This is a genomic window from Porticoccus litoralis, assembly GCF_030676955.1.
GTDB lineage: Bacteria > Pseudomonadota > Gammaproteobacteria > Pseudomonadales > Porticoccaceae > Porticoccus > Porticoccus litoralis.
The window spans coordinates 90002-114628 of record NZ_JAUUUU010000001.1; the positions used below are offsets into that span (position 1 = coordinate 90002).

At 51.3% G+C, this 24627-nt stretch carries 25 protein-coding genes and 1 tRNA gene; 8 read left to right on the forward strand and 18 right to left on the reverse strand.

Annotated features, from left to right (window positions below; all coding sequences use genetic code 11):
* The first annotated feature begins 68 nt into the window (after positions 1–68).
* Together Q8A57_RS00425 and Q8A57_RS00430 are read left to right on the forward strand one after the other, a co-directional pair.
* Positions 69–156: transfer RNA gene (locus Q8A57_RS00425), tRNA-Ser, on the forward strand.
* Positions 157–249: 93 nt separating this feature from the next.
* On the forward strand, positions 250–441 hold the full coding sequence (locus Q8A57_RS00430; protein ID WP_305168946.1) for a hypothetical protein: 192 nt from the start codon (positions 250–252) through the stop codon (positions 439–441).
* Positions 442–552: 111 nt separating this feature from the next.
* On the opposite strand, the gene Q8A57_RS00435 is transcribed toward Q8A57_RS00430, so the two are convergent.
* From Q8A57_RS00435 to Q8A57_RS00450, 4 genes are all read right to left on the reverse strand, one after another.
* Positions 553–1287, reverse strand: a complete 735-nt coding sequence (locus Q8A57_RS00435; RefSeq protein ID WP_305168947.1) for a helicase associated domain-containing protein — start codon at positions 1285–1287, stop codon at positions 553–555.
* Positions 1288–1467: 180 nt separating this feature from the next.
* Entirely contained in the window at positions 1468–2646 is a 1179-nt protein-coding gene (locus Q8A57_RS00440) for a magnesium transporter (RefSeq protein ID WP_305168948.1), read from the reverse strand.
* Positions 2647–2897: 251 nt separating this feature from the next.
* Positions 2898–4010 (reverse strand): peptidase C39 family protein, encoded by a 1113-nt coding sequence (locus tag Q8A57_RS00445; RefSeq protein WP_305168949.1) that lies wholly within the window; start codon positions 4008–4010, stop codon positions 2898–2900.
* Complete coding sequence (locus Q8A57_RS00450) at positions 4007–5113, reverse strand: DUF2817 domain-containing protein (protein WP_305168950.1); 1107 nt, start codon at positions 5111–5113, stop codon at positions 4007–4009. Before Q8A57_RS00450 ends, Q8A57_RS00445 begins: the two co-directional genes overlap by 4 nt.
* 152 nt (positions 5114–5265) lie before the next feature.
* Between Q8A57_RS00450 and msrA the strand changes: the two genes are divergently transcribed.
* The 3 genes from msrA to fnr all read left to right on the forward strand — a co-directional run bounded on the left by msrA (position 5266) and on the right by fnr (position 7989).
* The gene (gene msrA / locus Q8A57_RS00455; protein ID WP_305168951.1) at positions 5266–5871 is read left to right on the forward strand and encodes a peptide-methionine (S)-S-oxide reductase MsrA; all 606 of its coding nucleotides are present in this window, start codon (positions 5266–5268) and stop codon (positions 5869–5871) included.
* Between the two features lie 165 nt (positions 5872–6036).
* Complete coding sequence (locus Q8A57_RS00460; RefSeq protein WP_305168952.1) at positions 6037–7191, forward strand: hypothetical protein; 1155 nt, start codon at positions 6037–6039, stop codon at positions 7189–7191.
* An 84-nt stretch (positions 7192–7275) separates the two neighbouring features.
* Positions 7276–7989: a fumarate/nitrate reduction transcriptional regulator Fnr gene (gene fnr, locus Q8A57_RS00465; protein WP_305168953.1), complete on the forward strand. Its 714-nt coding sequence runs from the start codon at positions 7276–7278 to the stop codon at positions 7987–7989.
* A 56-nt stretch (positions 7990–8045) separates the two neighbouring features.
* Here the strand turns inward: fnr and Q8A57_RS00470 are convergent, their stop codons facing one another.
* From Q8A57_RS00470 to Q8A57_RS00495, 6 genes are all read right to left on the reverse strand, one after another.
* A complete protein-coding gene (locus Q8A57_RS00470) occupies positions 8046–8741 on the reverse strand; it encodes an OmpW/AlkL family protein (RefSeq protein WP_305168954.1) in 696 nt (231 codons plus the stop codon).
* Between the two features lie 109 nt (positions 8742–8850).
* Positions 8851–9273, reverse strand: coding sequence for a DUF4399 domain-containing protein (locus Q8A57_RS00475; RefSeq protein ID WP_305168955.1), 423 nt, complete (start codon positions 9271–9273; stop codon positions 8851–8853).
* An 86-nt stretch (positions 9274–9359) separates the two neighbouring features.
* A complete protein-coding gene (locus tag Q8A57_RS00480) occupies positions 9360–9674 on the reverse strand; it encodes a BolA family protein (RefSeq protein WP_305168956.1) in 315 nt (104 codons plus the stop codon).
* 21 nt (positions 9675–9695) lie between these two features.
* Positions 9696–10865 carry a sodium ion-translocating decarboxylase subunit beta gene (locus Q8A57_RS00485; RefSeq protein ID WP_305168957.1) on the reverse strand — a complete coding sequence of 390 codons (1170 nt, stop codon included), beginning with the start codon at positions 10863–10865 and terminating at the stop codon, positions 9696–9698.
* Between the two features lie 59 nt (positions 10866–10924).
* Complete coding sequence (gene oadA, locus Q8A57_RS00490) at positions 10925–12694, reverse strand: sodium-extruding oxaloacetate decarboxylase subunit alpha (RefSeq protein ID WP_305168958.1); 1770 nt, start codon at positions 12692–12694, stop codon at positions 10925–10927.
* A 46-nt stretch (positions 12695–12740) separates the two neighbouring features.
* Positions 12741–12974 carry an OadG family protein gene (locus Q8A57_RS00495; RefSeq protein ID WP_305168959.1) on the reverse strand — a complete coding sequence of 78 codons (234 nt, stop codon included), beginning with the start codon at positions 12972–12974 and terminating at the stop codon, positions 12741–12743.
* Positions 12975–13145: 171 nt separating this feature from the next.
* On the opposite strand from Q8A57_RS00495, the gene argS reads away from it, so the two are divergent.
* Together argS and Q8A57_RS00505 are read left to right on the forward strand one after the other, a co-directional pair.
* Positions 13146–14882 (forward strand): arginine--tRNA ligase, encoded by a 1737-nt coding sequence (gene argS, locus Q8A57_RS00500; protein WP_305168960.1) that lies wholly within the window; start codon positions 13146–13148, stop codon positions 14880–14882.
* Between the two features lie 55 nt (positions 14883–14937).
* A complete protein-coding gene (locus tag Q8A57_RS00505; RefSeq protein ID WP_305168961.1) occupies positions 14938–15372 on the forward strand; it encodes a YkvA family protein in 435 nt (144 codons plus the stop codon).
* 13 nt (positions 15373–15385) lie between these two features.
* On the opposite strand, the gene Q8A57_RS00510 is transcribed toward Q8A57_RS00505, so the two are convergent.
* From Q8A57_RS00510 to putP, 5 genes are all read right to left on the reverse strand, one after another.
* Entirely contained in the window at positions 15386–16768 is a 1383-nt protein-coding gene (locus Q8A57_RS00510; protein ID WP_305168962.1) for a class II fumarate hydratase, read from the reverse strand.
* Between the two features lie 121 nt (positions 16769–16889).
* On the reverse strand, positions 16890–17414 hold the full coding sequence (locus tag Q8A57_RS00515; RefSeq protein ID WP_305168963.1) for a peroxiredoxin: 525 nt from the start codon (positions 17412–17414) through the stop codon (positions 16890–16892).
* Positions 17415–17569: 155 nt separating this feature from the next.
* Positions 17570–18067 carry an O-acetyl-ADP-ribose deacetylase gene (locus Q8A57_RS00520; protein WP_305169700.1) on the reverse strand — a complete coding sequence of 166 codons (498 nt, stop codon included), beginning with the start codon at positions 18065–18067 and terminating at the stop codon, positions 17570–17572.
* A 26-nt stretch (positions 18068–18093) separates the two neighbouring features.
* Positions 18094–18921 carry a mechanosensitive ion channel family protein gene (locus tag Q8A57_RS00525; RefSeq protein ID WP_305168964.1) on the reverse strand — a complete coding sequence of 276 codons (828 nt, stop codon included), beginning with the start codon at positions 18919–18921 and terminating at the stop codon, positions 18094–18096.
* A 53-nt stretch (positions 18922–18974) separates the two neighbouring features.
* Entirely contained in the window at positions 18975–20465 is a 1491-nt protein-coding gene (gene putP, locus Q8A57_RS00530; protein ID WP_305168965.1) for a sodium/proline symporter PutP, read from the reverse strand.
* 252 nt (positions 20466–20717) lie between these two features.
* On the opposite strand from putP, the gene Q8A57_RS00535 reads away from it, so the two are divergent.
* Positions 20718–21203: a hypothetical protein gene (locus Q8A57_RS00535; RefSeq protein ID WP_305168966.1), complete on the forward strand. Its 486-nt coding sequence runs from the start codon at positions 20718–20720 to the stop codon at positions 21201–21203.
* Between the two features lie 13 nt (positions 21204–21216).
* Here the strand turns inward: Q8A57_RS00535 and der are convergent, their stop codons facing one another.
* From der to Q8A57_RS00550, 3 genes are all read right to left on the reverse strand, one after another.
* Positions 21217–22611: a ribosome biogenesis GTPase Der gene (gene der, locus Q8A57_RS00540; RefSeq protein ID WP_305168967.1), complete on the reverse strand. Its 1395-nt coding sequence runs from the start codon at positions 22609–22611 to the stop codon at positions 21217–21219.
* Positions 22612–22751: 140 nt separating this feature from the next.
* The gene (bamB, locus tag Q8A57_RS00545; RefSeq protein WP_305168968.1) at positions 22752–23924 is read right to left on the reverse strand and encodes an outer membrane protein assembly factor BamB; all 1173 of its coding nucleotides are present in this window, start codon (positions 23922–23924) and stop codon (positions 22752–22754) included.
* Complete coding sequence (locus tag Q8A57_RS00550; RefSeq protein ID WP_305168969.1) at positions 23924–24625, reverse strand: YfgM family protein; 702 nt, start codon at positions 24623–24625, stop codon at positions 23924–23926. The genes bamB and Q8A57_RS00550 overlap by 1 nt, the downstream gene beginning before the upstream one ends.
* Positions 24626–24627: the final 2 nt, after the last annotated feature.

Genomic DNA, 24627 nt, shown 5'->3' on the forward strand with positions numbered 1-24627 from the left:
CATTGCGGATAAACCGAACGTGAACTTCGCTATTTCCTGAATACGAAGCCACATTAAAAAAAGTTACAGGAGGGGTGGCTGAGTGGTCGAAAGCACCGGTCTTGAAAACCGGCGTATCGAGAGGTACCCAGGGTTCGAATCCCTGCCCCTCCGCCATATTTTAAAAACCCTTGTCATGCAGGGGTTTTTTTTTGAGTATAAATAACGACAGGCAGTGAAACTGCCGACGATGAAAAAGAGGTTTGAACAATGGATAGACCACATGTAGAACGTGGAGACTGGATCATGCTGAAGGCATGTGAAGAGCAAGAAAGTGTGGAAGCCCGTGTCTACAATGTCCACGAAGACGGCACCCTGTTCGTGGGTTACCACATGGGCAGCTTTAAAACCATGAAGGCCAAGGCTATCTGGGCTGACACCTTTTGGAAAGTGATTGACTAGGCCTTAGCCGCCCGGCAACCCGCCTTCAGGCTGGTGTGCACCCAAACAAAAAAACACCGCGATAAACGCGGTGTTTTTTGTTTGGGTTGAAGCCAAAGCTAATAAGCTGTTTTACAGTGACGATTTCGGGCTTTCGGTATTATCGTTAGGCATCATGACTATCAGGGGACTACCTTCAGTTGCAGCCCAGGAGAAGCCTATATCATTCAGGCGTTGCATTTTATCCTGCGAGAGAAAATTGAAATGCAGGTCAGCACGCTGTTTTACGACCCAGGCACCCAAGTCCAGATCACCATCAACCATATACTTTTCCGGAACCAGGCAATCGCCATTTTCGGCTTTGTAGGCTTCGAGTTGGCCAAAAGCCCTTTCCCACTCATACTCACGAATGTTCCATACAAAGTTGATAGCATCCAGGCGGTGAAACTTATCGCGTGGGTATACACCATCGTAATCACGCTGCGTTGCAACCCAAAGCCATAAAGGGAACTTTTTATCTTTACCTCGATAGCCCTTTGGAACGATGCAATGACCGTGCTCGTCATGAAAATTCTGCAATTCAGAGAACCCAGTTTCCCAACGCAGGTCCTCCATATCCCAGATAAAATGCAGCTTATCCAGACGCTGGAATTGTTCCTCGGAAACTTTCCCTTCTGCATAATCCCGGCGAACTTTTTCCACCCAATGCCAGAGAGAGTGGCCGTTTGAAGTCTTGTAACCATGGGGAACCAGGCAGTTGTTGTGTTCCTCACGGAAAGCCGCCATTTCGGCGAACCATTCTTCCCAAGGCACAGCATTCGTTTCTTCTAATTTGGTATCGTAGTCTTTCAGTTTTACATCATTCATAGCAGTATTTTTATCGCATGGTGAAGAGGAGCAACAGTAATACATAACCACCAGCACACTCAAACGAGAAATGAGCCTATTTACTCAATTTCCTGGATTTGGGACCTTTGTTCGACTCAAATGTAACAAAGGGTACCCAACCCCCCCCCATATGCGGCCGATGCATATCGGCGGCAGTCTTTATAATAAAAGTGCAGTGGCCAGAAACAACATTAACCCCATGCCCAGAATATCGGTAAATGTGGTGAGAAAAATACTGCTGGCCATCGCTGGATCCGCACCAAAGCGCCGTAAAGTAAGGGGCACTAGCACCCCGAAAATACCGCTCCCCGTACAGGCGCCTATCATGGCAATGAGAATGACAAGTGCCAGCATCATCGGCTGTTCTGCACCGCTGACGCCTGCATAAAGCCACATAGCAATAGCTGCCACCACACCGACAAACAGACCATTCATCGCACCTAACACAATTTCCTTGCGCAGCAGCTTGCTTACCGGATAGCCGCCTAACTCTCCTAGGGTAATCCCCCTCAGAGTAATGGCAAGCGCCTGACAACCGGTGTTACCACTCTGCCCGGCTAATACCGGCAGGAACACTGCCAGTGCGACGATACGAGCGATAGTATCCTCAAACATGCCTACCACAAATGCAGCGGCAAATACCGTGATCAGGTTTACTTGAAGCCAGGGATGTCGCATCCGGAAAGCCTCTAGAATATTCGTGGTCACCCGTTCTTCCTTATCCAAGCCCACCATGGATCCCGACTGGGCACTGATCTCTGTCGCTATGTATTCAAACAGTTTCCAGCTGAAAACCAGGCCAATCAGGCGATTATTGTCGCCAACCACCGGGTAGAGCCGATAATGGCGTTTCAAGGCCTCGTTGACAGCCTGCGACATATCCGTATCGGCAGAGAATGCAAAGGGGTTTTCCGTCATGATCTCGCCTAGGGTTTGCGCTGGGCTGGCCAGTAACAGATCACGCATCGCAACCACACCCATCAGGTGAGAACTGTCATCTACCACGTAGATATAGGTGATGCTCGAGACTTCATGAAGATGAACGATGTAGTCTAGTGCGCCGGCCACAGTAGTCGTCTGGGGTAAAACCCCGATCGGGGCTGACATCAGGGTTTCAACCGTGCCTTTGATACCGCTAACGAGTTCAGAGGTTTCTGCAATGCTCTGGGAAGCCGTACCCGGTAAATGAGAAGCAATCAGCAATGCTTTTTCGGATGGAAGTTCTGTTAATACCTGATGGATCGTGTGCTGAGGCTGACCACCGAGTACAGCTGCAGCACTGATAGGCTCCAAGCTGGCCACTTTTGTAAACAATTTTGAATGGGGGCTACTATCCATTGCCTACCACCTTTTAACCTGGTTAATGATTATGCCTTTCAGCTTAGCAGAGCACTCTTGGCTGTGAATGATTCCCAATATCGCTGATTCGGAATCGGGATGATAGTCCTATCACCTGGGGTGACAGGACAATAACCACTTTTTCACCACGAGACTAAGAGGCGGCAATGGCAAAGTCCCCACAGAATACACCCTTATTTTTAGCACCTAATGCTGGTTTCGGCAGGAGATTATCGCGAGACGGAGGGCTTTTAGGGTTTATTGAGTATCAACGCTGTTCGAATCGGGTTTCGCCCAAATCGTGACATTTTCAAAAAATCTTCATTGGCAATTGGCAGGTGCTGATTATCAATGCCACTGGCACTCTGCTCGTCCGGGTTTGGATCGGGGTCATGGACATAGATACAATCTTCATCAAAACCACTCATGGTCACCCAGTGTGGGGCCTTGCGCCCGTCCATGCGGTAGGTGCTGATGAGGATAATTGGGATATTGCCCTTCCTGAATTCATTGATCAGGTCAGTATGGCGGAAATCCCGGTAGCGGATCTTGATGGACTGCTTTTTTGCCTGGGACACAAACTCTTGGTGTACCAGTTCAATCACCCGCTTTTTGTTTTCATCCCGGACACTGTCCACAAACAGTGTGGTATCACGATTGAGCCACACCTTTACACCGTAACCCCGCTGCTTGGCTGCCAGAGCAAGGCCCACCGGATGACAGCCTCCATGCCCGGACGTCATAAATATCGTGGTTGCTTCACGCCAGATCTGTAACTCCTCATGCTGATTCGGGCTATAGGATTTGGACAGGCCTCGCATGGCCATCATCAATGCTGCAGGGCCACAGGTAAAATTGGTTGTCTGGGGTATCCAGGGTATCGCCCGGTTTTCTGCTACGGGCGGCACCGTGCGTATGCACTTCTGCATGCGAAGCGCATCATGGCTGTCCTCGTAATAGTTGCGGTAAATACCAAAGGGCTGATAACCCAGGGAATTATAAAGAGCGATGGCCGCAGCATTGTCGACATTCACTTCCAGTCGCAAAAATACTCTGCCTGCTGCTTTGCTCAGCTTTTCGCCCTCCTCCATCAGTTTTCTGCCAATGCCAAAGCTCCTGAACGACGGGTCAATGGCGATGGAATACAGCCGGGCCAGCGCTGTACCTCGAAAGAAAATGATCAGGCTGTACCCCACCAGCTGGGAATCGGCTTCCGCCACGATGAACGCGCAGTGATCCACCTGAATCCAGTGCCGAAAGCTGCGTCGACTGAGTCGATCGCTGGTAAAGCAGATTTTTTCCAGACGCAACAAGGCAGCCAGATCCGACCCTGCTGCAGGCCGGAACTTTACATCTGAATTCATTTCGCTGCTCCCGAGTTTCCCGAAAGACCCTGAAAGGCCTGCTGTATGACCTGTCGTGCTCTGAAAATCACAGCCTCACGCCAGCCAATATCCTGAGGATTAAAATGAGCCTCCATTCGCGCCCCGGCTTCATCTTTGGACAAGGCATCTGGAACTCCTCCGCGCCAGGCACAAGCCTCATCATGTAACACGGCAAATAGTGAATCTGTGCCCAAGGTGCCAAATTCCAGTGTTACAAAACAGCTCTCGCTCCCCATCACCTTATGCCATCCGTAATCCAACAAACCGAGCTTGGGGACCGAGCAGGATGTTCCCCGATCCGGTAGCCCACAACCCGGACCAAACCATTGCCTGGCGGTGCGAACGGAACCGCTATCCGCGGGATGATCACAGATCACCTCACCGTATCCATAAGGTCCCAGACCCGTATGAACGTCAATGACCGCCAACTGCCTTTCTGACAGTCTGAACCCATTGATCAAACCCTCAATCACTTCGCGACTGAAGCTGGGGCCTGAACCACCATAAAACGGTCCATCGGGGTCGGCGTACTGACCGCCACTATAGGCAATTTCATACTCCCGCTGCCCCACTCTATTACGAAAGCTGTGGATAGCACGTTCCCGTACTGCGCTATCAACAATCCCCAACAAGGGTTGAAGCTCCAGGTACCCAGGGTTCTCGGGTAGAGGTTGGGTGAAATCGATAAAGTTTCTGTTAACGTCAATACCCTGGTCGTCACAGCGGCGGTAATTGGCGTAACCCCAGGGATTAAGTGCATGAATCAGTAGCAGAGCCGTATCGGGGGGCAAATGCAACAGACCGGTATCCAGCTGGCGAAGACAATCCAGCTCCACGGCACTGCCCGCATACCCCTCCACACCATGTGTACCACTGATCAGCACCAGAACTTTGGGAGCAGCGTCAGGGCCAACCCAAGCCGTTTGGCATCGCAGCTCCTGAACATGGTCCAGGGTGAAATCATTCTGGTGGTGAGTGGCGGATAGTCTGTGGAGGGCTTCTTGCCATAAATCACAGGCCTGGCGGTAATCCTTCGGGAAAATATCCTCGGAGAACGCCTGCAACAAACTGATGTACGACATACCAGCACCCTGAACGATATCGCGATCATAGCGGCAAAACGGTTAACCCGTAAGTGGTCAAATGCCTTTAGCACCCAGCGAAGCCGTTGAACCCTGTTCCTCGATTCGGGTCAAACAGACTTACAGATCATCAACATCCATGGTTAGGAATTATGCGCGTTCGTGCCGTACTCATATTAGCTATTATCGTCCACTCTTCTCTGGCCTTTTCAGCCACCGAAAAAGCCATCTTTGCCGGTGGTTGTTTCTGGTGCATGGAGCCGCCTTTTGACAAGCTGGAGGGTGTCATTACCACGGTCTCCGGATATACCGGTGGCAGCAAGGAAAACCCCACCTACCGTGAAGTATCCTCCGGTCAAAGCGGCCATTTTGAAGCAGTAGAAGTCACTTACGATCCAGAAATGATCACTTACCAGCAGTTATTGGTAACCTTCTGGACGAATATTGATCCGCTGAATAGCAAAGGTCAGTTCTGTGACCGCGGCAGCCAGTATTTAAGCGCTATCTTTTATCTCAACGAAGCGCAAGAAAAGGCCGCAAGAGCATCCAAACAGGCACTGACCGATAGCTACCTGTTCAACAAGGACATCGTTACCCGAATACTACCCGTGAAAACGTTTTTCCCTGCGGAAAGTTACCATCAGGATTACTACATGAAGAACCCGCTGAAATACCACTACTACAGGAATGGCTGTGGTCGCGATGTTCGTCTTAAGCAATTATGGAAAGGAGCAACGCTTCCATTTTCATCCAATTAATGACGCTTTGCCTATTTCCCTGAAGACAGGCTTGTATAAAAAACTGGCACCTGCCGAATTAGCCAGGGCTGAAATTCCACACCGGTTTGACGCATATCAACTGTCAATCCGCGAGCTGGGGTTAGTGTTACCCAATCCCCGCAGAAACATCACGGGCAAGGGAACATGTACAGCAATGAAAACTCAACTGGCGCCTTCCACGCTCACTCGCCAATGGAAGCAGAGGTATTTAAGCCATTGCTTACCTGCGCCCAAGGAAAGTTGTTTGATGACCACCCCTTTGCCAGCCCTATTGCCCTGAATCTATTTTTCCCCAATGAGCCCTATCCTGACTATGTCGACTTGCTCACTCGTGAGATTGGTTTTTACGCAAAACATTTCCAGCATCGACGTCTGACAAAAATATGGTTTCGCGGCAAACCGCTGTTGACCATGAAAGCTGGCGAACTAGCCGAACTGGCTTTTTATACTCACCAGCTTTTTTCCAGAGAGCCAGGCGGCTCAGAAGAATATGGGTTTGAGTGCCAGCCAAGCGATATTACTCCGGGCAATCTTGCCTTGATGAAGGGTCTGCGTTTCAACCATCTGACCTTTTCCCTGAATACATCCCTGCCACCCAAAAAGCAGAAAATCTCACAGATTCTGTCACTCATCGATGAATATGATTTCCAGGAGTGTCGTTACCGAATCGATATCGCAAATACTGACCCGGATACTCTCATCTGCTGGCTCGATACGCTGATAACCCATCTTCCACGCATGATTGAAATACAGGGCCTCGATGAGATGGACGGTTCTGTAACACTGGCATCACTTGCAGATCATTTCAGTGTTCAGGGATATCACCTATTGGGGGACCGTTTTTTTGTTCCTGCTGATCACATGCTGTTATCGCTTAAGAAACAATCAGACCTGCAATATACACCTTGGGGTTTATGCCAACGTCAATTGGGCGACTGGCTGGGTGTCGGGGTTGATGCTTTAGGAAAACTGGGTAGTGGTTATTATCAGAACCACTTGTCATCACACCAATACCGCGATGCCATTCGCAACAATCAGCTCCCCATCAGTTTCAGCGCCTCCTACGCTGAAGGCCATGAAAAGACCCTAGCTTGGAAACTGGTTGACCAGCTCCTTTGCTATCACTGTCTGCCCGAACAATCCATCACGGCTACAGCCAGGATTTCTGAAAACATCCACGAGGTAATAGCAAAAGCGGAGAAACTGGCTTGGTTAAACCGGCATAAAAATGCCCTGATACTGGCGGAAAACGGCCTGAACCATCTGACACAATTCTGCCAGGAACTACAGAGCCTCTGAGACAACCCCTCAAACTTTCATCCAGATGACCTATAGGGTAATCAGCTATATAATCCCTGGCTAATACCACACGTGATCATTTCCATGGATGCAAAGTGCCCACACAATAGTGAAGTAAATTGTGGCGATTGCCGCATGAATGCTCTCTGTTTGCCATTAGCCCTTCAAGCAAAGGAAGTAGAGCGCCTCGATGAAATTGTTCAGCGCGGCCGTCCACTTCAACGCGACAATCACATATACAGGGCTGGCGAAGAGTTCCGCTCTGTTTATGCAGTGCGCAGCGGCTCTATCAAAAGCTATACCGTTAGCAATGATGGTGTTGAACAAGTCACCGGCTTCCATCTTCCTGGTGAAATTTTCGGTATGGACGGCATCGGTCAAAATCGCTATACCAACTCTGCCACCGCCATGGAAACATCATCTGTCTGTGAGATTCCCTTTAATCGGCTGCAAGAGTTGAGTATCGCCATTCCTACCCTGCAACGACATTTTTTCCAACTAATGAGCATGGAAATCACCAACGACCAGCACCTGATCACCCTGCTCAGCAAAAACAGCGCCGAAGAGCGTGTGGCAACGCTGTTGATTAGTATTTCCAACCGCAATCTGCGTCGCAAGCTATCCCCTACACGCTTCCGTCTCCCTATGTCGCGAGCGGACATCGGTAACTACCTTGGCCTGACCGTCGAAACGGTTAGCCGGGTGTTTGGCCGTTTCCAGAAACAGGACATGCTACTGGTGGACAAGAAAGAAATTGAAGTACTTGATCTGGAAAAACTGAGGCAGCTTGCCAACTGAATACTTCAACAAAAAAGCCGGGCATCTGCCCGGCTTTTTTTGTCTACAAGACTGACTTAAAATTTGTAACCAACACCAATCATATAAACCCAAGGATCGATATCCACCTCGGTCTTAACTACACCAGCAGCAGTATCGATTTTGGCATCAGTATCGATATCAAGATACCAAACACTGGCGTTAATCAACCAATGTTCATTAATCATATAATCCATACCTGCTTGGAAAGCTAACCCCCAGGAAGCATCCAATTCCATGCTTCCGTGGCCCAAAAGAGTTTCGAGTTCACTATCCACTTCTTCATCAAAGAAATTGGTGTAGTTGATACCGGCACCGATGTAGGGCTGGAATTTAGAATCAGACGCCATCGGGAAGTACTGCAGGGTCAATGTTGGTGGCAGGTGCTTAGTTGAGCCCGCATCCACTTTGCCGGCACCTATGCCTGTGAGGTCAGCTTTGATGTCGTGCTCAAAGGGGGTAGCCGCCAAGAGGCCAAGACCCAAATGATCGGTAAGCATATAAGTGAAGGTAATACCCAGCTGAGTATCATCATCAACTTCAACCTCTGTGCCAGGTAATGTTGCACCGTCAAGCTTGAGAGCATCGCTATCATCATTTGGATCAACGTTAGCTGCACCAGCACGCACAATAAAATCGCCCGGCTCATAAGCCATGGCCGCTGTTGCTCCCATCAACAAAGAGCCCGCCAAAACTGTATTAATGGCCAGTGATAATACTTTTTGCTTTTTCATTTACTTTCTCCCGTGGGGTAACACCTAAAACATGGGAGTAGTAAATCAGCTTGGGTACTTACCGAACTTGATCTGGATTAAGTAAATGAGGCCACCCAATTGAGCTAGATCAATTGACAGTGATTGTCACCAGTTCCGACAACACTGGGGGGTTGTGGGGGATATGGTGATGGTCTCCAAGAAGCAGCTGCAGTGTATGTTTACCCGGAGCCAACTCAATAGTCACCTCGGTCTGCCCACCCCCAAAATGCTTGTGATGATCATCGGCCGGTATCGGGCTATCCATTGCCGGCAGCTCTGCCACATCAATCAATAGGTGGTGGTGACCGGTTTTAGCTTTTTCAACGCCCGCTGGTGCCACACCAATGCCACTGAGACCAAATTGCACGGTAACCGGACTGGTGACCGTTGCCCCGTCGGCTGGTGAAATAATATAAGCCTTGGCAGCCTCAGGCGCGGGAGTTTCACCGGCCATCAGCAGCGGAGATACGGCAATTGCCGCAGTTATCATGAGTGTTTTGACAAATTTCATGGTTTTCCTCAGATTGTTGTATTGATTATTGCTCACTACTTTACACAAGAATTTTCGCCTGATCAGCTTGTCAGGGAAAAGGCATATCAGCCTGACTTGCCACCCCCCAGGCACTGGGGTGAATCAGGCGCCTGGGCACGTGCAGCCCATTCACCAGGTAAGTAAGTATGCAATGCCAGAGCGTGAACCCCCGCGTCCAACTCATCACCCAGCAGGCGATAGACCTGTTGGTGACGCTGCACTTGTCTCTGTCCCTCAAAAGCACTGGTGACAATCACCAGCTTGAAATGGGTTTCGGAATTGGGTGGCACGGAATGCATATGGCTCTCATTGATCACCTCAAGATGATCCGGGCTAAGTGCCCGCTGTATTTTGTCTTCAATCGTTTGCTTAACGCTCATCGTTACCTCTTTTGTACAACCTTAACCGCCTACTAGCGTGATCATAACACCGGCGGCTACTGCAGAGCCGATAACCCCTGCCACATTAGGACCCATGGCATGCATCAGCAGGTAATTGTGCGGATCTGATTGCAATCCCATTTTATTGGAAACCCGCGCAGCCATGGGTACGGCTGACACACCTGCTGAACCGATCAGGGGGTTGATGGGATGTTTGCTCAACAGATTCATCACCTTGGCCATAAGCACACCCGCTGCCGTACCAATGGCAAAAGCAACAATTCCCAACAGCAGAATCCCCAGGGTTTCCGCATTGAGGAATTTTTCAGCACTCATCTTCGAGCCTACCCCCAACCCCAGAAAGATCGTCACCGTGTTGATCAGGGCATTCTGGGCAGTATCACTGAGGCGTGCCACCACACCACACTCCCGCATCAGGTTCCCCAGACAGAACATACCCAACAGCGGCGCGGCGCTGGGTAGCAGCAGGGCTACCAGGATCAGTAGGATCAGCGGAAAAATGATTTTTTCACGCTGGGAAACGGGACGGAGCTGCTCCATGCGGATGGCGCGTTCTTTTTTCGTAGTGAGCAGTTTCATAATGGGCGGTTGAATGATGGGTACCAGCGCCATGTAGGAATAGGCCGCCACAGCGATGGCTCCCAATAAATCTGGCGATAACAGGCTCGTTACGTAAATGGCCGTCGGTCCGTCCGCCCCGCCGATAATGCCGATGGATGCCGCATCCCTCAGGCTAAACTCGAGAACCCCAAAGTGACTGAGGCCGATGGCACCCAATACCGTGGCAAAAATACCAACCTGGGCTGCCGCCCCCAAAAACAACGTTTTTGGGTTAGCCAACATGGGACCGAAGTCCGTCATCGCCCCCACGCCCATGAAAATCAGTAATGGAAAAATACCGGTGGCAATACCCGCTTCGTAGATGTAGTACAACAATCCACCGGGTTGTTGCATATGCCCGAGGGCATCATAAACAGGCGCTGTATCAAAGCCCGCTCCGGGAATATTGACCAGCACTGTACCAAAACCGATTGGCACCAGTAACAGTGGCTCAAACCCCCGCCGAATGGCCAAGTAAAGCAATAACAGCCCCACCAGTATCATGATGCCCTGCCCCGGGGACAGTTGGCCAACCCCAGAATCCAGCCACAAGTTGTTTAATCGTTCCATCTCAATGTTTCCCGGAAACCAGAGGTTGCAACTCAACAACGCTTAACACGCAACACCATTCACGCGAGGGTAACAAGACAGTCACCGACAGCCACGGAGTCACCAGCTTTTACCAACACTTCGGCAACCACGCCATCCCGGGTGGCACTGACCGTAGTCTCCATTTTCATTGCTTCCAGCACCAGTAATGCTTCCCCGCTCGCAACCTGCTGCCCCGGAGAAACCAGTACCCGAATGATGGCACCAGCCAATGGAGCCTTGACCAGATCGGCGGTCTGTCCACCACCAGACATATCGCCAGCATGGCCGACAGGTACAATGCCCGATATATCGCCACCCTCAGCAACAACCACGGTATAACTCACACCTTCCAGAGTGACGGTATAGGTGGCTTCGCCCTCACAGGCTTTTTGCTTTCCGGTAGCTTCGGTCAGCTCTAGTTCAAAGGCTTCGGGATCCCCCCTGTTTTGTAAAAACCGCAGGCCTGCCTGGGGAAACAGGGCATAGATCAGCACATCTTCCACCCGGCGTTCACCCTCAACAATCTCTGTGTTGCTCTCTTCTACTGCAACTAGTAACTCACTGGTCAGATTGTCTAGCTCTGGAGATAGCAGATCTGCCGGGCGGCAGGTGATCGGGTCATCGCCATCCAGAACGCGTGCCTGTAACTCCACATTCACGGCTGCTGGCGTGGCCCCGTATTCACCCCGCAATACACCACAGGTTTCCTTGGATATGGTTTTGTAACGTTCACCACTGAGGACGTTAATCACTGCCTGACTGCCGACAATCTGCGACGTAGGCGTTACCAGTGGGATATATCCCAAGTCCTCCCTGACACGGGGGATTTCCTGTAAAACCTCATCAAATCGATCCTCTGCACCCTGTTCGCGCAGCTGGCTCTCCATATTGGTGAGCATGCCGCCAGGTACCTGGGCCAGCAGGATGCGTGAATCCACCCCACGCAGGGATCCTTCAAAAGACGCATATTTCTTTCGCACCTGCCTGAAATAAGCTGCGATTTCTTCCAGCTCCCGAATATCGATGCCCGTCTGCCTCATGGTGCCGTTAAAAATTTCAACAATAGATTCTGTGGGTGAATGCCCATAGGTCATCGACATCGAGGAAATGGCTGTGTCGACATTATCTACCCCAGCTTCCACGCATTTAACAATGGTCGCCGTGGACAGGCCGGTGGTGGCATGACAGTGCAGGTGGATAGGGATATCGCAACTTTGCTTGAGTCGGGTGACCAACTGAAGCCCCACATAGGGCTTCAACAAGCCGGCCATATCCTTGATACAGATAGAATCTGCACCCATATCTTCAATCGCCCGCCCCATATCGACCCAGTGATCTAGTGTATGCACCGGACTGACCGTGTAGGAAATAGTCCCCTGGGCGTGTTTGCCCTGTTGCTTCACAGCACCGACAGCGGTTGTCAGGTTGCGCAAGTCGTTCATGGCATCAAACACACGGAACACATCTATTCCGTTGAACGCTGCCCTCTCAACAAATTTTTCCACCACATCATCAGCATAATGGCGATAACCGAGAATATTCTGACCACGAAGTAGCATCTGTTGAGGGGTATTGGGCATCGCCCGTTTCAGCTCTCGAAGTCGATCCCAGGGATCTTCCCCCAAGTAGCGTATACAGGCATCAAAGGTAGCCCCACCCCAGGTCTCCAGTGACCAGAAGCCAACTCGATCAAGCTTTTCAGCAATAGGCAGCATATCGTCAATACGCAGACGCGTAGCAAATAACGACTGATGTGCATCCCTTAATACCAGTTCTGTGATGCCCAACGGCTTCGATTGCTCTGACATGAAAACCGGCCCTCAGTAATACTGTTTTTCAGATGTTGACATGGTGTCAGTGTCGACGATGCTGATTAATGGCCTGCTGAATGATGGCCAGCACCCGTTCATCCACTGCGCTGACATTCTGTTGTGTTAAAGCCTGTGGCTCGTCAACGGTTGGAGAAAAGTGTTTGATCAGCGTCGACATTAAGACCGTGACAGCAACCAGCAAGGTCAAAAAAACAATGACTGTTCCCATCCCGTAGAGCAACAGGCTCAACCCTTCTTGCAAAAGTGGCTCATTCATCCATTACCCCTGATCCTGGCGGCAGTTTCCCACAACTGAAATGCCGGGAATGCCAATCAACTGACTATACTGGCGGCGCCCTGTTGCATCAATAATAGCAACTGCACTGGCATTTTACGTTTGGGAGACTACAATCGCGCTTTCCCTTTCGATATCACGTCTGTTCTGCTTATGACTATCAAAGCCCTGCTTGAACAACGGGTCCTGGCTGCTATGTCTGCAGCCGGAATTCCGAGCACCTGCCCCGCTAACATCACTGTCAGCACACGCCCTGAATTCGGTGACTTTCAGGCCAACGGCGCCATGGCGGCGGCCAAGCAGCTTAAATCCAATCCCCGAGAACTGGCCTCACAGATTATTGAACACCTCGACCTGTCAGGGATTGCCGGTAACGTGGAAATCGCGGGCCCGGGATTTATCAACATCCACCTCTCCAATGAATTTGTATCGGCACAGCTTCAACAGCTGCGTAACGATCAATACTTGGGGGTAGAAATTCCACCAGCCCAGACCATTGTCGTCGATTACTCTTCCCCCAACCTCGCCAAGGAAATGCATGTGGGGCACCTGCGTAGCACCATCATCGGTGATGCTGTGGCCCGCACACTGGAGTTTCTTGGCCACCAGGTAATCCGCCAGAACCACATGGGCGATTGGGGTACACAGTTTGGCATGCTGATCGCTGAGCTTGAGGAGCACCTCGGTGAAGGTGAAAGGCCCGAACTGGCACTGGGTGACCTGGAAGTATTTTATCAGCAGGCCAAAAAACACTTTGACGACGACCCGGCCTTCGCGGAAAAAGCTCGTAACTACGTGGTGAAACTACAGTCGGGAGACGAGCACTGCCGTGCGTTATGGCAGCAGTTTATCGATATTTCTGTGGCCCACAGCGAAGCTGTTTACGAGTGCCTGAATGTCACCCTGAAGCATACGGATATTCGCCCGGAAAGCGCCTATAACGACGACCTGGCCAATGTTGTCGCCGATTTGCAGAGACTACAACTGGCGGTAGAAGACCAGGGAGCCCAAGTGGTTTTTCTGGAAGAGCTGGCGGATAAAAAAGGCAACCCCAGCCCAGTGATTATTCAGAAGTCTGGTGGCGGCTACCTCTATGCCACGACGGACCTGGCCGCCCTGCGCTTTCGCAGTCGTCAATTGCACGCCGATCGTATCCTCTACTTTATTGATGCCCGGCAATCCCTGCACATGAAGCAGGTCTTCACACTGGCCAAAAAAGCCGGCTTCGTCGCTGATGAGGTATCGCTGGAACACCACCCTTTTGGCACCATGATGGGCAAGGACGGCAAACCGTTTAAAACCCGCAGCGGCGGCACGGTAAAGCTCACCGACCTGTTACAGGAAGCCGTGGAGCGGGCGTGCAAGCTGGTGAAAGAAAAGAATCCGCAGCTGTCCGACGTGGAAATCGCGCCAATTGGCCGCAAAGTCGGCATCGGTGCAGTGAAATATGCTGATCTCAGCAAAACCCGCACCAATGATTATATTTTTGACTGGGATGCGATGCTGAGCTTTGAGGGCAATACCGCCCCCTACCTGCAGTATGCCTATACCCGAATACGCAGTATTTTCCGTCGTGCCGGACTGGAACAGGCCGCCATCAACAGCCAAATCAGCATCGCGGCACCCCATGAAAAGTTGCTCTCCATGCAGCTGTTGCAGTTTGGCCAGGTGCTCGATCAATTGGCCCGCGAAGCACACCCCCATGTGTTATGTAACTACCTGTATGAACTGGCCAGCCATTTTATGGCGTTCTACGAACACTGCCCGATCCTCAAAGAGGATGTCGCTGAAGCTACCCGTGAAAGCCGTTTGGCTATTGCTCACCTGACCGCTGACATCATGTGCAGAGGACTGGATTTACTGGGCATTGAGGTCATGGAGCAGATGTAGACCTGACCAGGCTGCGGGCAATTGTTCGCCAAAGGGTTTTGACTCTTTCCGGTACATGACTAATCCTGTAGCCATGAACATCAAAACAGGCACATCACTAAAAAAGGTCGGCGCCAAACACCACTACTCAGGAACAGATTTCTGGATCAAGCTGAAGCATGCTGCCAAAGCAGCAGGTAAAGAGCTGGTAGAAAAGAGCCTTTGGCTTTACTACGCTTCACACCGACCTGAGACACCCACCTGGGCGAAAGCCGCTGTTTACAGTGCGCTGGCGTATTTTATTCTTCCCACCGACACTATTCCGGATTTTATCCCAGGCACCGGTTATACCGATGATTTGGCAGCCATTCTGGCAGCCGTCTCAACCATCAGTAACTACATTGATGAGGATGTTAAGGTGCGGGCCAGAGAAAAAGTGAATCACTGGTTTGGTCAAAACGAAGCCAGAAAAGAAGCCAGAAAAGAAGCCAGAAAAGAAGCCAGCCAATAACATCCGGTCACCCCTAGCCCACCAACACATGCTGTTTGATTAAGCGGTCGAACTCTTCGCCACTAAGAATTTTCTGCTCCTCAAGGACTTGTCGAATGGTGAGATTGTTTGCCTGCGCATACTTGGCAATTTCCGCTGCCTTGTCATAACCCAGTGTCGGCGTCAGTGCCGTGACAATCATCAGTGAATATTCGACATTATTAGCCAGCTGTTGCTCATGGCAGGTCAAGCCATCCAGGCAGTGACGAACAAAATGTCCGGAACTGGCCGCCAGCAACTCAATCGCTTGCAGAACATTGTGAATGATCAGCGGCTTGAACACATTCAACTGCAGATGACCTTGGGTACAGGCCAGGTTCACGGCACTGTCGAGGCCCATCACTTGAACGGCGACCATGGTGATTGACTCGATTTGGGTTGGGTTGACCTTACCCGGCATAATCGAACTGCCCGGCTCATTGGCGGGTAGCTGGAGTTCTCCCAGCCCGGCTCTTGGGCCGCTGGCCAACATTCTCAAATTGTTACCAATGACCAGTAATTCAGAGGCAAACAGGCGCAACGCTGAACTTAACGTCAACAGAGGACCGTGACTGGACAGAGCAGCAAATTTGTTGTCCCCCGATGTCACCGTCAGGCCTGAGAGCTGTCTTAACTGCCCTATGACGGCTTCCTGCCAACCCTCTGGGGTGTTCAGTCCGGTACCAACCGCAGTGCCTCCAATCGCCAGCGAATACAACCCATCTCGGGCTCGTTCTAGCTGGGCGATGACTCCCTCAATCTGGGCGACATAACCACCGAACTCCTGTCCCAGTGTCATCGGTGCTGCATCCATCAGGTGTGTGCGACCCACTTTCCAGAGGCCCTCAAACTCGACAGCTTTACCTTGTAAAGCATCCCGTAGGTTCACCAGCGATGGAAGTAGTATTCGCTCCACCGCCCATAGTGCCGACAGGTGCATAGCAGTGGGGAACACGTCGTTCGAAGATTGGGAACAGTTCACATGATCATTGGGGTGCACAGGGCTTTTGCTGCCACGACTTCCCCCTGCCAATTCGTTGGCACGATTGGCAATCACCTCGTTCATGTTCATGTTGCCCTGTGTACCGCTGCCACTCTGCCAGATAGACAGGGGAAACTGCCCATCGTGCTCTCGTGCCAACACTTCATCACAGGCTTTAACGATCAGCGCTTTCTGCTGACCATCCAGTTGGTCAAGCTGTTCATTGGCAATGGCAGCCGCTTTTTTGATAACAGCCAATGCTTCTATGACCAGCCATGGCATGGCACCACCATGGTGAGGAAAGTTTTCCTTGGCACGTTGGGTTTGTGCGCCCCACAAGGCAGCTTCCGGGACCCTGACCGAGCCCAGAGAATCGTTTTCGTCGCGATATTTCATTGTCTGCACCACCTGATTTGTACCCGTTGAAATATTGCGGAGTTGGCAATCGTCGTGTCTGTTAGGAAAATCACAACGATAAAAAAGGGAAGAAGGATGTCTGCCCTCTTCCCTTTTCTGCTCAGCGGTTTTTCAGGTAATTCAACATGGTGTCCGCATCGGAAACCTCAAAGGGATCGGTCTGGCAGTTATCTTCGAAGCCTGGCTCGCAGAACATCTGCTTGATCTCACCGTCTTCCACATACATGGAGTAACGCCAGCTCCGCTGGCCAAAGCCGAGGTTATTTTTATCCACGAGCATGCCCATTTTTCTCGTAAATTCACCATTACCATCGGGCAACAGGAACACATTCTTGGCATTCTGGCTTTTACCCCACTGGAACATCACAAAAGCATCGTTCACTGAGACACAGACCACAGCGTCGACACCCAGCGCTTTAAACTCATCATACAGTTCCTCATATCGAGGCAGGTGTGAGGTAGAACAGGTGGGTGTGAATGCACCGGGCAGAGAAAATACGATGACATTTTTGCCCTTGAAAATATCGTCAGTGTGCAGGTCCTTCCACTCAAAGGGGTTGGGCCCACCCAATGCTTCATTGCGCACACGGGTTTTGAAAACGACGTTTGGAACTCTGCTTTGCATAGTGTTTCTCCGTTTGTGACACCAAGGTCTGTTGATCATCAAGGAACATCATTCGACGTCCTGTTATTTATATCTTAGTAAAAGCAGGTTAATTGCAAAAATTAATTATTGATATTGTCTTAATAGCTTCTGGTTAACTACACAAATTATCGATATCAAGCAAGCAAAGGCCGGTAATACCCTGCTATCACCTCATCAAAGCAACAAAAGATGACGTGCTGCAGCGACGAGCCCTGATCGAGTTGCTTCTGTACTTCAAACACCGCTAAAGGAGCGGCCAACTCCGAGGGATAACCATAGACACCACAACTGATGGCAGGAAAAGCAATACTGGATACTCCGAGTTCATTCGCCAAGACCATAGCCTGGCGATAGCAACTGGCCAACAGGGCTTGTTCTCCGCTACCCCCTCCACGCCAGATAGGTCCTACTGCATGAAATATATATCGGGCAGAAAGATTGAAGGCCGGCGTCACAACAACCTGCCCTGTGGGGCAGCCCCCTAGCTTCCGGCAGGCCTGCTGCAATTGCTCATAACCTGCCGCGCGGTGAATGGCCCCATCTACGCCACCACCGCCGGCGAGTTGCTGATTGGCGGCATTAACCACAACCTCAACCTTGAGACGGGTAATATCGCCAACAACCACCTCCATACCCACGGTTTAAACCTCTACAGCTATCAGAGCTGGGGAGTGCCCCCTTTGATATGGACATCCCGCTGCGGGAACGGAATGGTGATGCCCTCGCGGTCGAAGGCCAGTTTCAGGTCTTCCATGGTCCCAAAATAGACTTCAAAATAATCCTTGGAAACGCACCAGGGGCGCACCAGCAAGTTGATTGAGCTGTCGGCATGGGCGCTGACAAAAACATCCGGGGCAGGTGTTTTCAGCACTTTGGGGTTGGCCTCAAGCACCTGTCTGATCACCTGCTTGGCCTTGAGAATGTCATCCTGGTAACTGATACCAAAGGTCATATCGACCCTGCGTGTCGGTTCACAGAAGATGTTCTTCAGGCAGCCGTTAGAAAGAATCCCGTTGGGAATGACCACCACTTCGTTATCCCGTGTTTTCAAGATCGTGTTAAAGATCTGGATCTCTTCAACCAGTCCCCGGTAACCCTGAGCTTCAATCTCATCCCCGGCTTTGAACGGCTTGAAAAACAGGATCAGCACACCGCCAGCAAAGTTAGCCAGGCTACCCTGCAATGCCAACCCCACTGCCAAACCGGCCGCACCCAGCAAGGCGATCAGCGATGCCGTCTCTACCCCCACCATGGAAGCCACAATGACCAACAGCACCCCTTTCAAAAGAATATTGGTAAAACTGTGAAAAAACGTTCGCAGGGTTTTTTCCGCATCACTTTTCATTAGTGCGCGATCCAGGAAATAGAGAATTCGGCCAATAAGCCACCAGCCAACGCCCAGCACAACCAGGGCCAGTAACAATTTGCCACCGTACGCCACCATCAAAGTGGATAATGTCTCACTGAATGTCTGATTTTTTTCCATTAAAATACCCTCTTACCTATAAGTACGGTGAAACCTGGAGCCAGTCTGGCCGATTATTCCTGTTTATTGAGCATCTGCGACATTTCAAGAAAGCCTTGTTTAACCATATTTTCCGGTGCGGGAGTCAGCATGCTGGTAACAAGAATTGCCGCCAGGGATACAAAAAATGCGGGCACCAGTTCGTAGACCTCAAAAATGCCACCGGATAACTGCTTCCAGACCACCACCGTCACCCCTCCGGAAATAACACCGGCCAGAGCGCCCTGCCAATTCATGCGCGGCCAATACAGGCTCAGCAAGGTCACAGGCCCCAATGTGGCACCGAGCCCTCCCCAGGCATAGGCCACCACATCAAGTACCTTGCTGTCGGGGTCCATTGCTACGCCTGTCGCCACTGTCGCAATCACCGCAACGGCCCAGCGCCCCGCAGTGATGCGGCCCTTTTCGGATAACTGATGACCACTGAGCATGGGATAGAGATCTTCGGCCAGCGCAGAAGAACTCGCCAGCAACTGGGAATCAACGGTACTCATGATCGCGGCCAGAATGGCTGCCAGAAGAAAACCGGCCACCAGAGGATGAAACAGTATCTGGACCATCGCCATAAACACGTGTTCGGCATCTGACAGTGGTGCTGATAACAGCGCCAATCCCGTAATACCAACAGCTATGGACATTGCATACACCAGTAGTGACCAGCTGATACCGATTGCCGAAGCGGTACGTAATTGGACATGCGAGTGGATGGCCTTGAAACGTGCCAGGATGTGCGGTTGACCAAAATAGGCCAGCCCCCACCCCATCAGGCTGATGATGGCCAGCGCATCCAGCGGATTACCCTCACGGTCGGTGGCCATAGACAACAAGGCGGGATTGTTTGCCTCAGTCGTACCCACAAGCTGGCTGTAACCACCCAGATTGGCCATGGCCATCCACGGCACCAGCACCAGGGCTAGTGTCATGAGGATTGCCTGAAATACGTCGGTCCAGGAAACCGCAAGAAACCCCCCGAACAGGGTGTAGAAAATGATAATCACGGCCCCCAGCAATACTGACAGTTGGTATTCGAACCCAAAAACCGCAACAAATAATTTCCCGGCCCCGATTAATCCGGAGCTGACATAGAACAAAAAGAACAGCAGGATGAACAGGCCTGAAGAAAGCTTAAGCCATGGTACCGGGCATTGAAAACGACGGTGCAAATACGCTGGAAGTGTGACGGCATCATCCAGCTGATAACTGTAGACACGCAGGCGCTTGGCAGACAGCAGCCAATTGAGCGCGACACCGATACAGAGGCCGAGAGCAATCCAGCTTGCCTCCATGCCCGCCAAATAAGCATATCCCGGCAACCCGAGCAAAACCCAACCACTCATGTCGGAAGCCCCGGCACTGAGAGCAGCAACACCTGCAGACAATCGGCGCCCACCCAGAAAATAATCCGAAGCGGAACGGGTTTTCGTCCAGGCGAGAATCCCTATACCCAGCACAACCACCAAATAGACACAGAACGTCAGTGCTATCGACAAGCTAAACGTGGCCAACCACCCGCTCCCGGTTTTTCTTATGGATCCATTATTTATCAGTTTGATCGCCACTGCATCACTGAACCCTGTATTCCCAAATAAATTTGGTCAAATAATAGTCAATATTGGAGCAGAAAATAACTTAAGTTAGCTATAATTTATAATTTTAAATTGAGTTATTTAATATAACATGCTAATAATGAACAAAATTATAAGATCATGAAGACAATGTGAACCCGACTGCATCAATAAGAGCACAGGAGCCAAGTCATGATTTTTACTGCTGGGGATTTACGTCATCTCGTTATTCGGGAGACACTGAACTATCTGAACGACTGGTCACAAGCTGCGGAAAATCTACTTTTGGGGACGGCGGCACATGAATCTGGCCTGGGAGGCTGGCACGAAGGGCGTCGAGTGGGCCTCTACCGCATAACGCCAAGCATGCACAGGACGGTCTGGGACAATTACCTGATACAGCATCCCGAACTGGCCAGTGATATCCGCGGCATAGCCGGACAGCACAGTTTTCTCAAGGATCCTCACGGCGAACTGGCCACCAACCTCAAATATGCCACAGCCATAGCCTGGATGATTTATCGGCGGGCTGAACAGGCGTTGCCCGATCCAGCTAATATCGGTGCCCTGGGCACATACTGGCACCGTCACTTTCGCTCTCGACCGGAAGGGTCTGCCAAGGACTTTGTCACCAGTTATCAGTTGCTGATCAGAGATGAAACCCTCGCCGCGGCCTGATAGGCCAAAACACTTATTTCTTTTTAACGTGTTTCATTAAGCGCCGCTTTTTCGCGACCTGACGTGCGGTGAGTTTATTCTTTTTCCCTGCATAGGGATTCTCACTGGAGCGGTACTCAATTCTTACCGGGGTGCCATGCAGATCCAGCGCCTTGCGAAAAAGCTTTTCCAGGTAACGCGTGTAATGACTGGGCACCTCTTCCGTCTGGTTGCCGTGAATAACAATCACCGGAGGGTTTTGCCCCCCTGCGTGGGCATAGCGCAGCTTGATACGACGCCCCCTGACCATAGGTGGCTGATGCTCAGTCACCGCATCCTGCAGGATACGAGTCAGCCGGTTGGTTCCCAGTTTGTCGGTGGCGGCGGCAAAGGCTTTTTCAATGGACTCGTATAGGTGACCTACTCCCGTGCCATGCAGTGCAGAGATGAAGTGTACATCGGCGAAGTCCACAAATCGCAGGCGCCTTTCCAGCTCCGTCTTGATCCAGGCTTTGTTGTCCGCCTCAAGCCCATCCCATTTATTCACTGCCAGCACCAATGCTCGTCCGGACTCAATGGTTGTACCCATCAGGTGTAAATCCTGATCAACCAGGCCTTCCCGAGCATCAATCAGCAATACCACCACATTGGCATCTTCAATGGCCTGCAGGGTTTTTACGATGGAGAATTTTTCCACCGCTAACTTAATGTTCTTGCGACGCCGTATTCCGGCGGTATCGATCAGTGTGTAGTTCTTGCCATCTCGCTCGTAATCAATGTAGACACTGTCTCTGGTCGTTCCCGGCATATCAAAAACAACCACCCGCTCTTCACCCAGTAAACGGTTAACCAGCGTGGACTTACCGACATTTGGCCGTCCAATCACCGCAATTTTAATACCGCGCTCTGCTTCTTCTTCAGACTCCACCAATTCTTCTTCTGGGAAGGGGCTCAGTACCGCTTCCATGAGCTGGCGTACGCCGCGACCATGGGTTGCTGTAGTGGGATAGACTTCGGGAATACCCAGTTCAAAGAACTCGGCCATGGCGACATCGGGATTTATGCCATCAATTTTATTGGCCACCAGATATACCTTTCGGCCGTTACTACGCATCTCTTCCGCCAGACGCCTGTCGACAGGCGTGAGGCCATCCCGGCTGTCGACTACCAGCAGAACCGCATCAGCCTCTTCAATAGCCTGCATCGACTGCATTGCCATAGCTGAATCAATGCCCTCTTCCTCACCGGTAATGCCGCCGGTATCAATCAGCATGTAACGACGACCCTGAAATTCACCCTCGCCGTATTTCCTGTCACGGGTCAGCCCTGGATAGTTTGCCACCAGCGCATCGTGACTTTTGGTCAAGCGATTAAATAAGGTCGATTTGCCGACATTGGGTCGGCCAACTAAAGCGATTACTGGGACCATTTCACCGTACTCAAAAAATCTCCGGGTATCACACCCGATTTCCCAATCTCTGGGGATGTTGTACTGAGTTTTTTCTTTCCCTGTAAATATAAAATGCCGCCCTTCAGGCAAAGGGCGGCATCCACATTCTCTACAGCCATTTACTCAATACTGAAAGCAGACAATTTACCACTGTTATCCAGGATATAGAGTGTTTCGTCATCGACCAGCATGGGTGCTGTGACACCACTCCCCACTTTGGCACGAGCGACAAAATGGCCATCCGTCTGAGACAGCGCATGCAGGAATCCCTCTGCATCACCGACCACCACGTAACCATTGAACACCACCGGACTGCTCAGCTTGCGGTAAGTCAATTGAGCGTTAAGCCACAATTGTTGCCCGCTGCTGGCCCGCATGGCCTCAATGGCATCATTCTTTTGAACCAGGTAAATCTGTTCCAGACCGAAGGCGAGATCGCGCGTGGTTGACGCATCCTGATACCAGATACCCCGGCCTGTGGATCGGGCGATAGCGCCAATGCGACCCTGGTAGCTGGCCACATAGAGTATTTCACCTGACTGCACAGGCTGACCATCGATGTCCACCATACGCTCAAGTTCTGTACGCCCCTGGGGCACCGCGACCCGATTTTCCCAGATCTCCTCACCGGAATTCGGGTTCAGGGCGTGCACTTTGCCGTTGGCAAAGGTGACGATAACTGCGTCGTAGCCAACCTGGGGCGATGTTGTGCCCCGCAGGGTTAGCACTGGAACATCTGCTTCAAAAACCCAGAGTTTTTTGCCATCGTCGGCATCCAAGCCAACCACACGGCCATCCTGCGATTGCACAGCCACGACGATGCCATTGGTACCAGGCGCTGCCAATATTTCGCTGGTCACATAAGTATGCCAACGCTGCTCACCAGTGTTGGCATCCAGGGCGAACACATCACCCAGGGTACTGCCCACGAGGACGAGATCATTGCCCACGCCTACACCACCGCCGAGATCAACATCCAGCTCCACTTTCCAGCGTTTTTCGCCGGAAGCAGCATCAATGGCAGCCACCTCACCCTGACTATCCGCCACGTAGATCATTCCATTCGAAATGGCCGGGCGAATGCCACCATTAACTGAGCGATATTTGCCCACAGCATTAGTGGACCAACGCTTTGTAAACTTGGCTTCCTGCATGAATTCCTGCAGGGCAGCAGGGGCAATCTTTTCGCCGGCATCGTCAACTTTAGGTGTGCCCAGCTTATCCTTGATAGAGGAAATGCTACACCCTGAGATCAATAGGCAAGCTGCCAATAGCCAGGTTAAATGTCTCATCAGGCATCTCCCTCGGAGGCTGGATCAACCGGATCAGTTGTTTCAACCTCGGGTGCCACATGATTGAGCTTCAGCTCTATAATGGTACGTGTCTGGTTGTCATTGAGCACAAGCTTTTGCAGGGCATCACGATAGGCAGTATAGGCAGCCGCTTTATCACCTTTAATTACCTGAAAATCACCAATTGCTTCAGCGTAAGCCGAACCCATGGCCCCGGCATCAACACCTTTCAGCATATCAATGGCTTTGTCCAGATTACCTGATGCGGCTTCCAGTCGGGCCAGGCGCAACTTAATAATCAGTAACAATCCATCATCTGCACCTTTCTCCGCCCACTGCAGCTGGCTTTTGGCAACCTCCAGGTCATCAGCTTCCACAGCCAGGCGCGCCAGCAACATCGCCGCGTAGCGGGCATACTGACTACTGGCATGCTCGCTTTTCAGCTGCTCTGCCAATGCTACCGCCTGCTCCCGCTTCTCAGCTTCAAGTGCCTGTCCGGGCTGTACCTGCGAGACTTCCATCATCTGCTGATAGACAATGGCTGCCGCTTCCGTCTGCGCCTGACGGTGACCTTTCCATAAGTCCCAACCGAAATACCCGCCCACGGCGAGCACAACCACAATCACCGTGGACAGACCGTTCTCTTTCCACCAGCGTTTGAGACTTTCCAGCTGTTCCTCTTCGCTGAGATGTTCTGCCACTG

Coding starts and splice junctions, on each gene's coding strand:
- Q8A57_RS00430 (WP_305168946.1), top strand. CDS start 250: ATGGATAGACCACATGTAGAACGTGGAGACTGGATCATGCTGAAGGCA.
- Q8A57_RS00435 (WP_305168947.1), bottom strand. CDS start 1,287: ATGAATGATGTAAAACTGAAAGACTACGATACCAAATTAGAAGAAACG.
- Q8A57_RS00440 (WP_305168948.1), bottom strand. CDS start 2,646: ATGGATAGTAGCCCCCATTCAAAATTGTTTACAAAAGTGGCCAGCTTG.
- Q8A57_RS00445 (WP_305168949.1), bottom strand. CDS start 4,010: ATGAATTCAGATGTAAAGTTCCGGCCTGCAGCAGGGTCGGATCTGGCT.
- Q8A57_RS00450 (WP_305168950.1), bottom strand. CDS start 5,113: ATGTCGTACATCAGTTTGTTGCAGGCGTTCTCCGAGGATATTTTCCCG.
- msrA (WP_305168951.1), top strand. CDS start 5,266: ATGCGCGTTCGTGCCGTACTCATATTAGCTATTATCGTCCACTCTTCT.
- Q8A57_RS00460 (WP_305168952.1), top strand. CDS start 6,037: ATGTACAGCAATGAAAACTCAACTGGCGCCTTCCACGCTCACTCGCCA.
- fnr (WP_305168953.1), top strand. CDS start 7,276: ATGGATGCAAAGTGCCCACACAATAGTGAAGTAAATTGTGGCGATTGC.
- Q8A57_RS00470 (WP_305168954.1), bottom strand. CDS start 8,741: ATGAAAAAGCAAAAAGTATTATCACTGGCCATTAATACAGTTTTGGCG.
- Q8A57_RS00475 (WP_305168955.1), bottom strand. CDS start 9,273: ATGAAATTTGTCAAAACACTCATGATAACTGCGGCAATTGCCGTATCT.
- Q8A57_RS00480 (WP_305168956.1), bottom strand. CDS start 9,674: ATGAGCGTTAAGCAAACGATTGAAGACAAAATACAGCGGGCACTTAGC.
- Q8A57_RS00485 (WP_305168957.1), bottom strand. CDS start 10,865: ATGGAACGATTAAACAACTTGTGGCTGGATTCTGGGGTTGGCCAACTG.
- oadA (WP_305168958.1), bottom strand. CDS start 12,694: ATGTCAGAGCAATCGAAGCCGTTGGGCATCACAGAACTGGTATTAAGG.
- Q8A57_RS00495 (WP_305168959.1), bottom strand. CDS start 12,974: ATGAATGAGCCACTTTTGCAAGAAGGGTTGAGCCTGTTGCTCTACGGG.
- argS (WP_305168960.1), top strand. CDS start 13,146: ATGACTATCAAAGCCCTGCTTGAACAACGGGTCCTGGCTGCTATGTCT.
- Q8A57_RS00505 (WP_305168961.1), top strand. CDS start 14,938: ATGACTAATCCTGTAGCCATGAACATCAAAACAGGCACATCACTAAAA.
- Q8A57_RS00510 (WP_305168962.1), bottom strand. CDS start 16,768: ATGAAATATCGCGACGAAAACGATTCTCTGGGCTCGGTCAGGGTCCCG.
- Q8A57_RS00515 (WP_305168963.1), bottom strand. CDS start 17,414: ATGCAAAGCAGAGTTCCAAACGTCGTTTTCAAAACCCGTGTGCGCAAT.
- Q8A57_RS00520 (WP_305169700.1), bottom strand. CDS start 18,067: ATGGAGGTGGTTGTTGGCGATATTACCCGTCTCAAGGTTGAGGTTGTG.
- Q8A57_RS00525 (WP_305168964.1), bottom strand. CDS start 18,921: ATGGAAAAAAATCAGACATTCAGTGAGACATTATCCACTTTGATGGTG.
- Q8A57_RS00535 (WP_305168966.1), top strand. CDS start 20,718: ATGATTTTTACTGCTGGGGATTTACGTCATCTCGTTATTCGGGAGACA.
- der (WP_305168967.1), bottom strand. CDS start 22,611: ATGGTCCCAGTAATCGCTTTAGTTGGCCGACCCAATGTCGGCAAATCG.
- bamB (WP_305168968.1), bottom strand. CDS start 23,924: ATGAGACATTTAACCTGGCTATTGGCAGCTTGCCTATTGATCTCAGGG.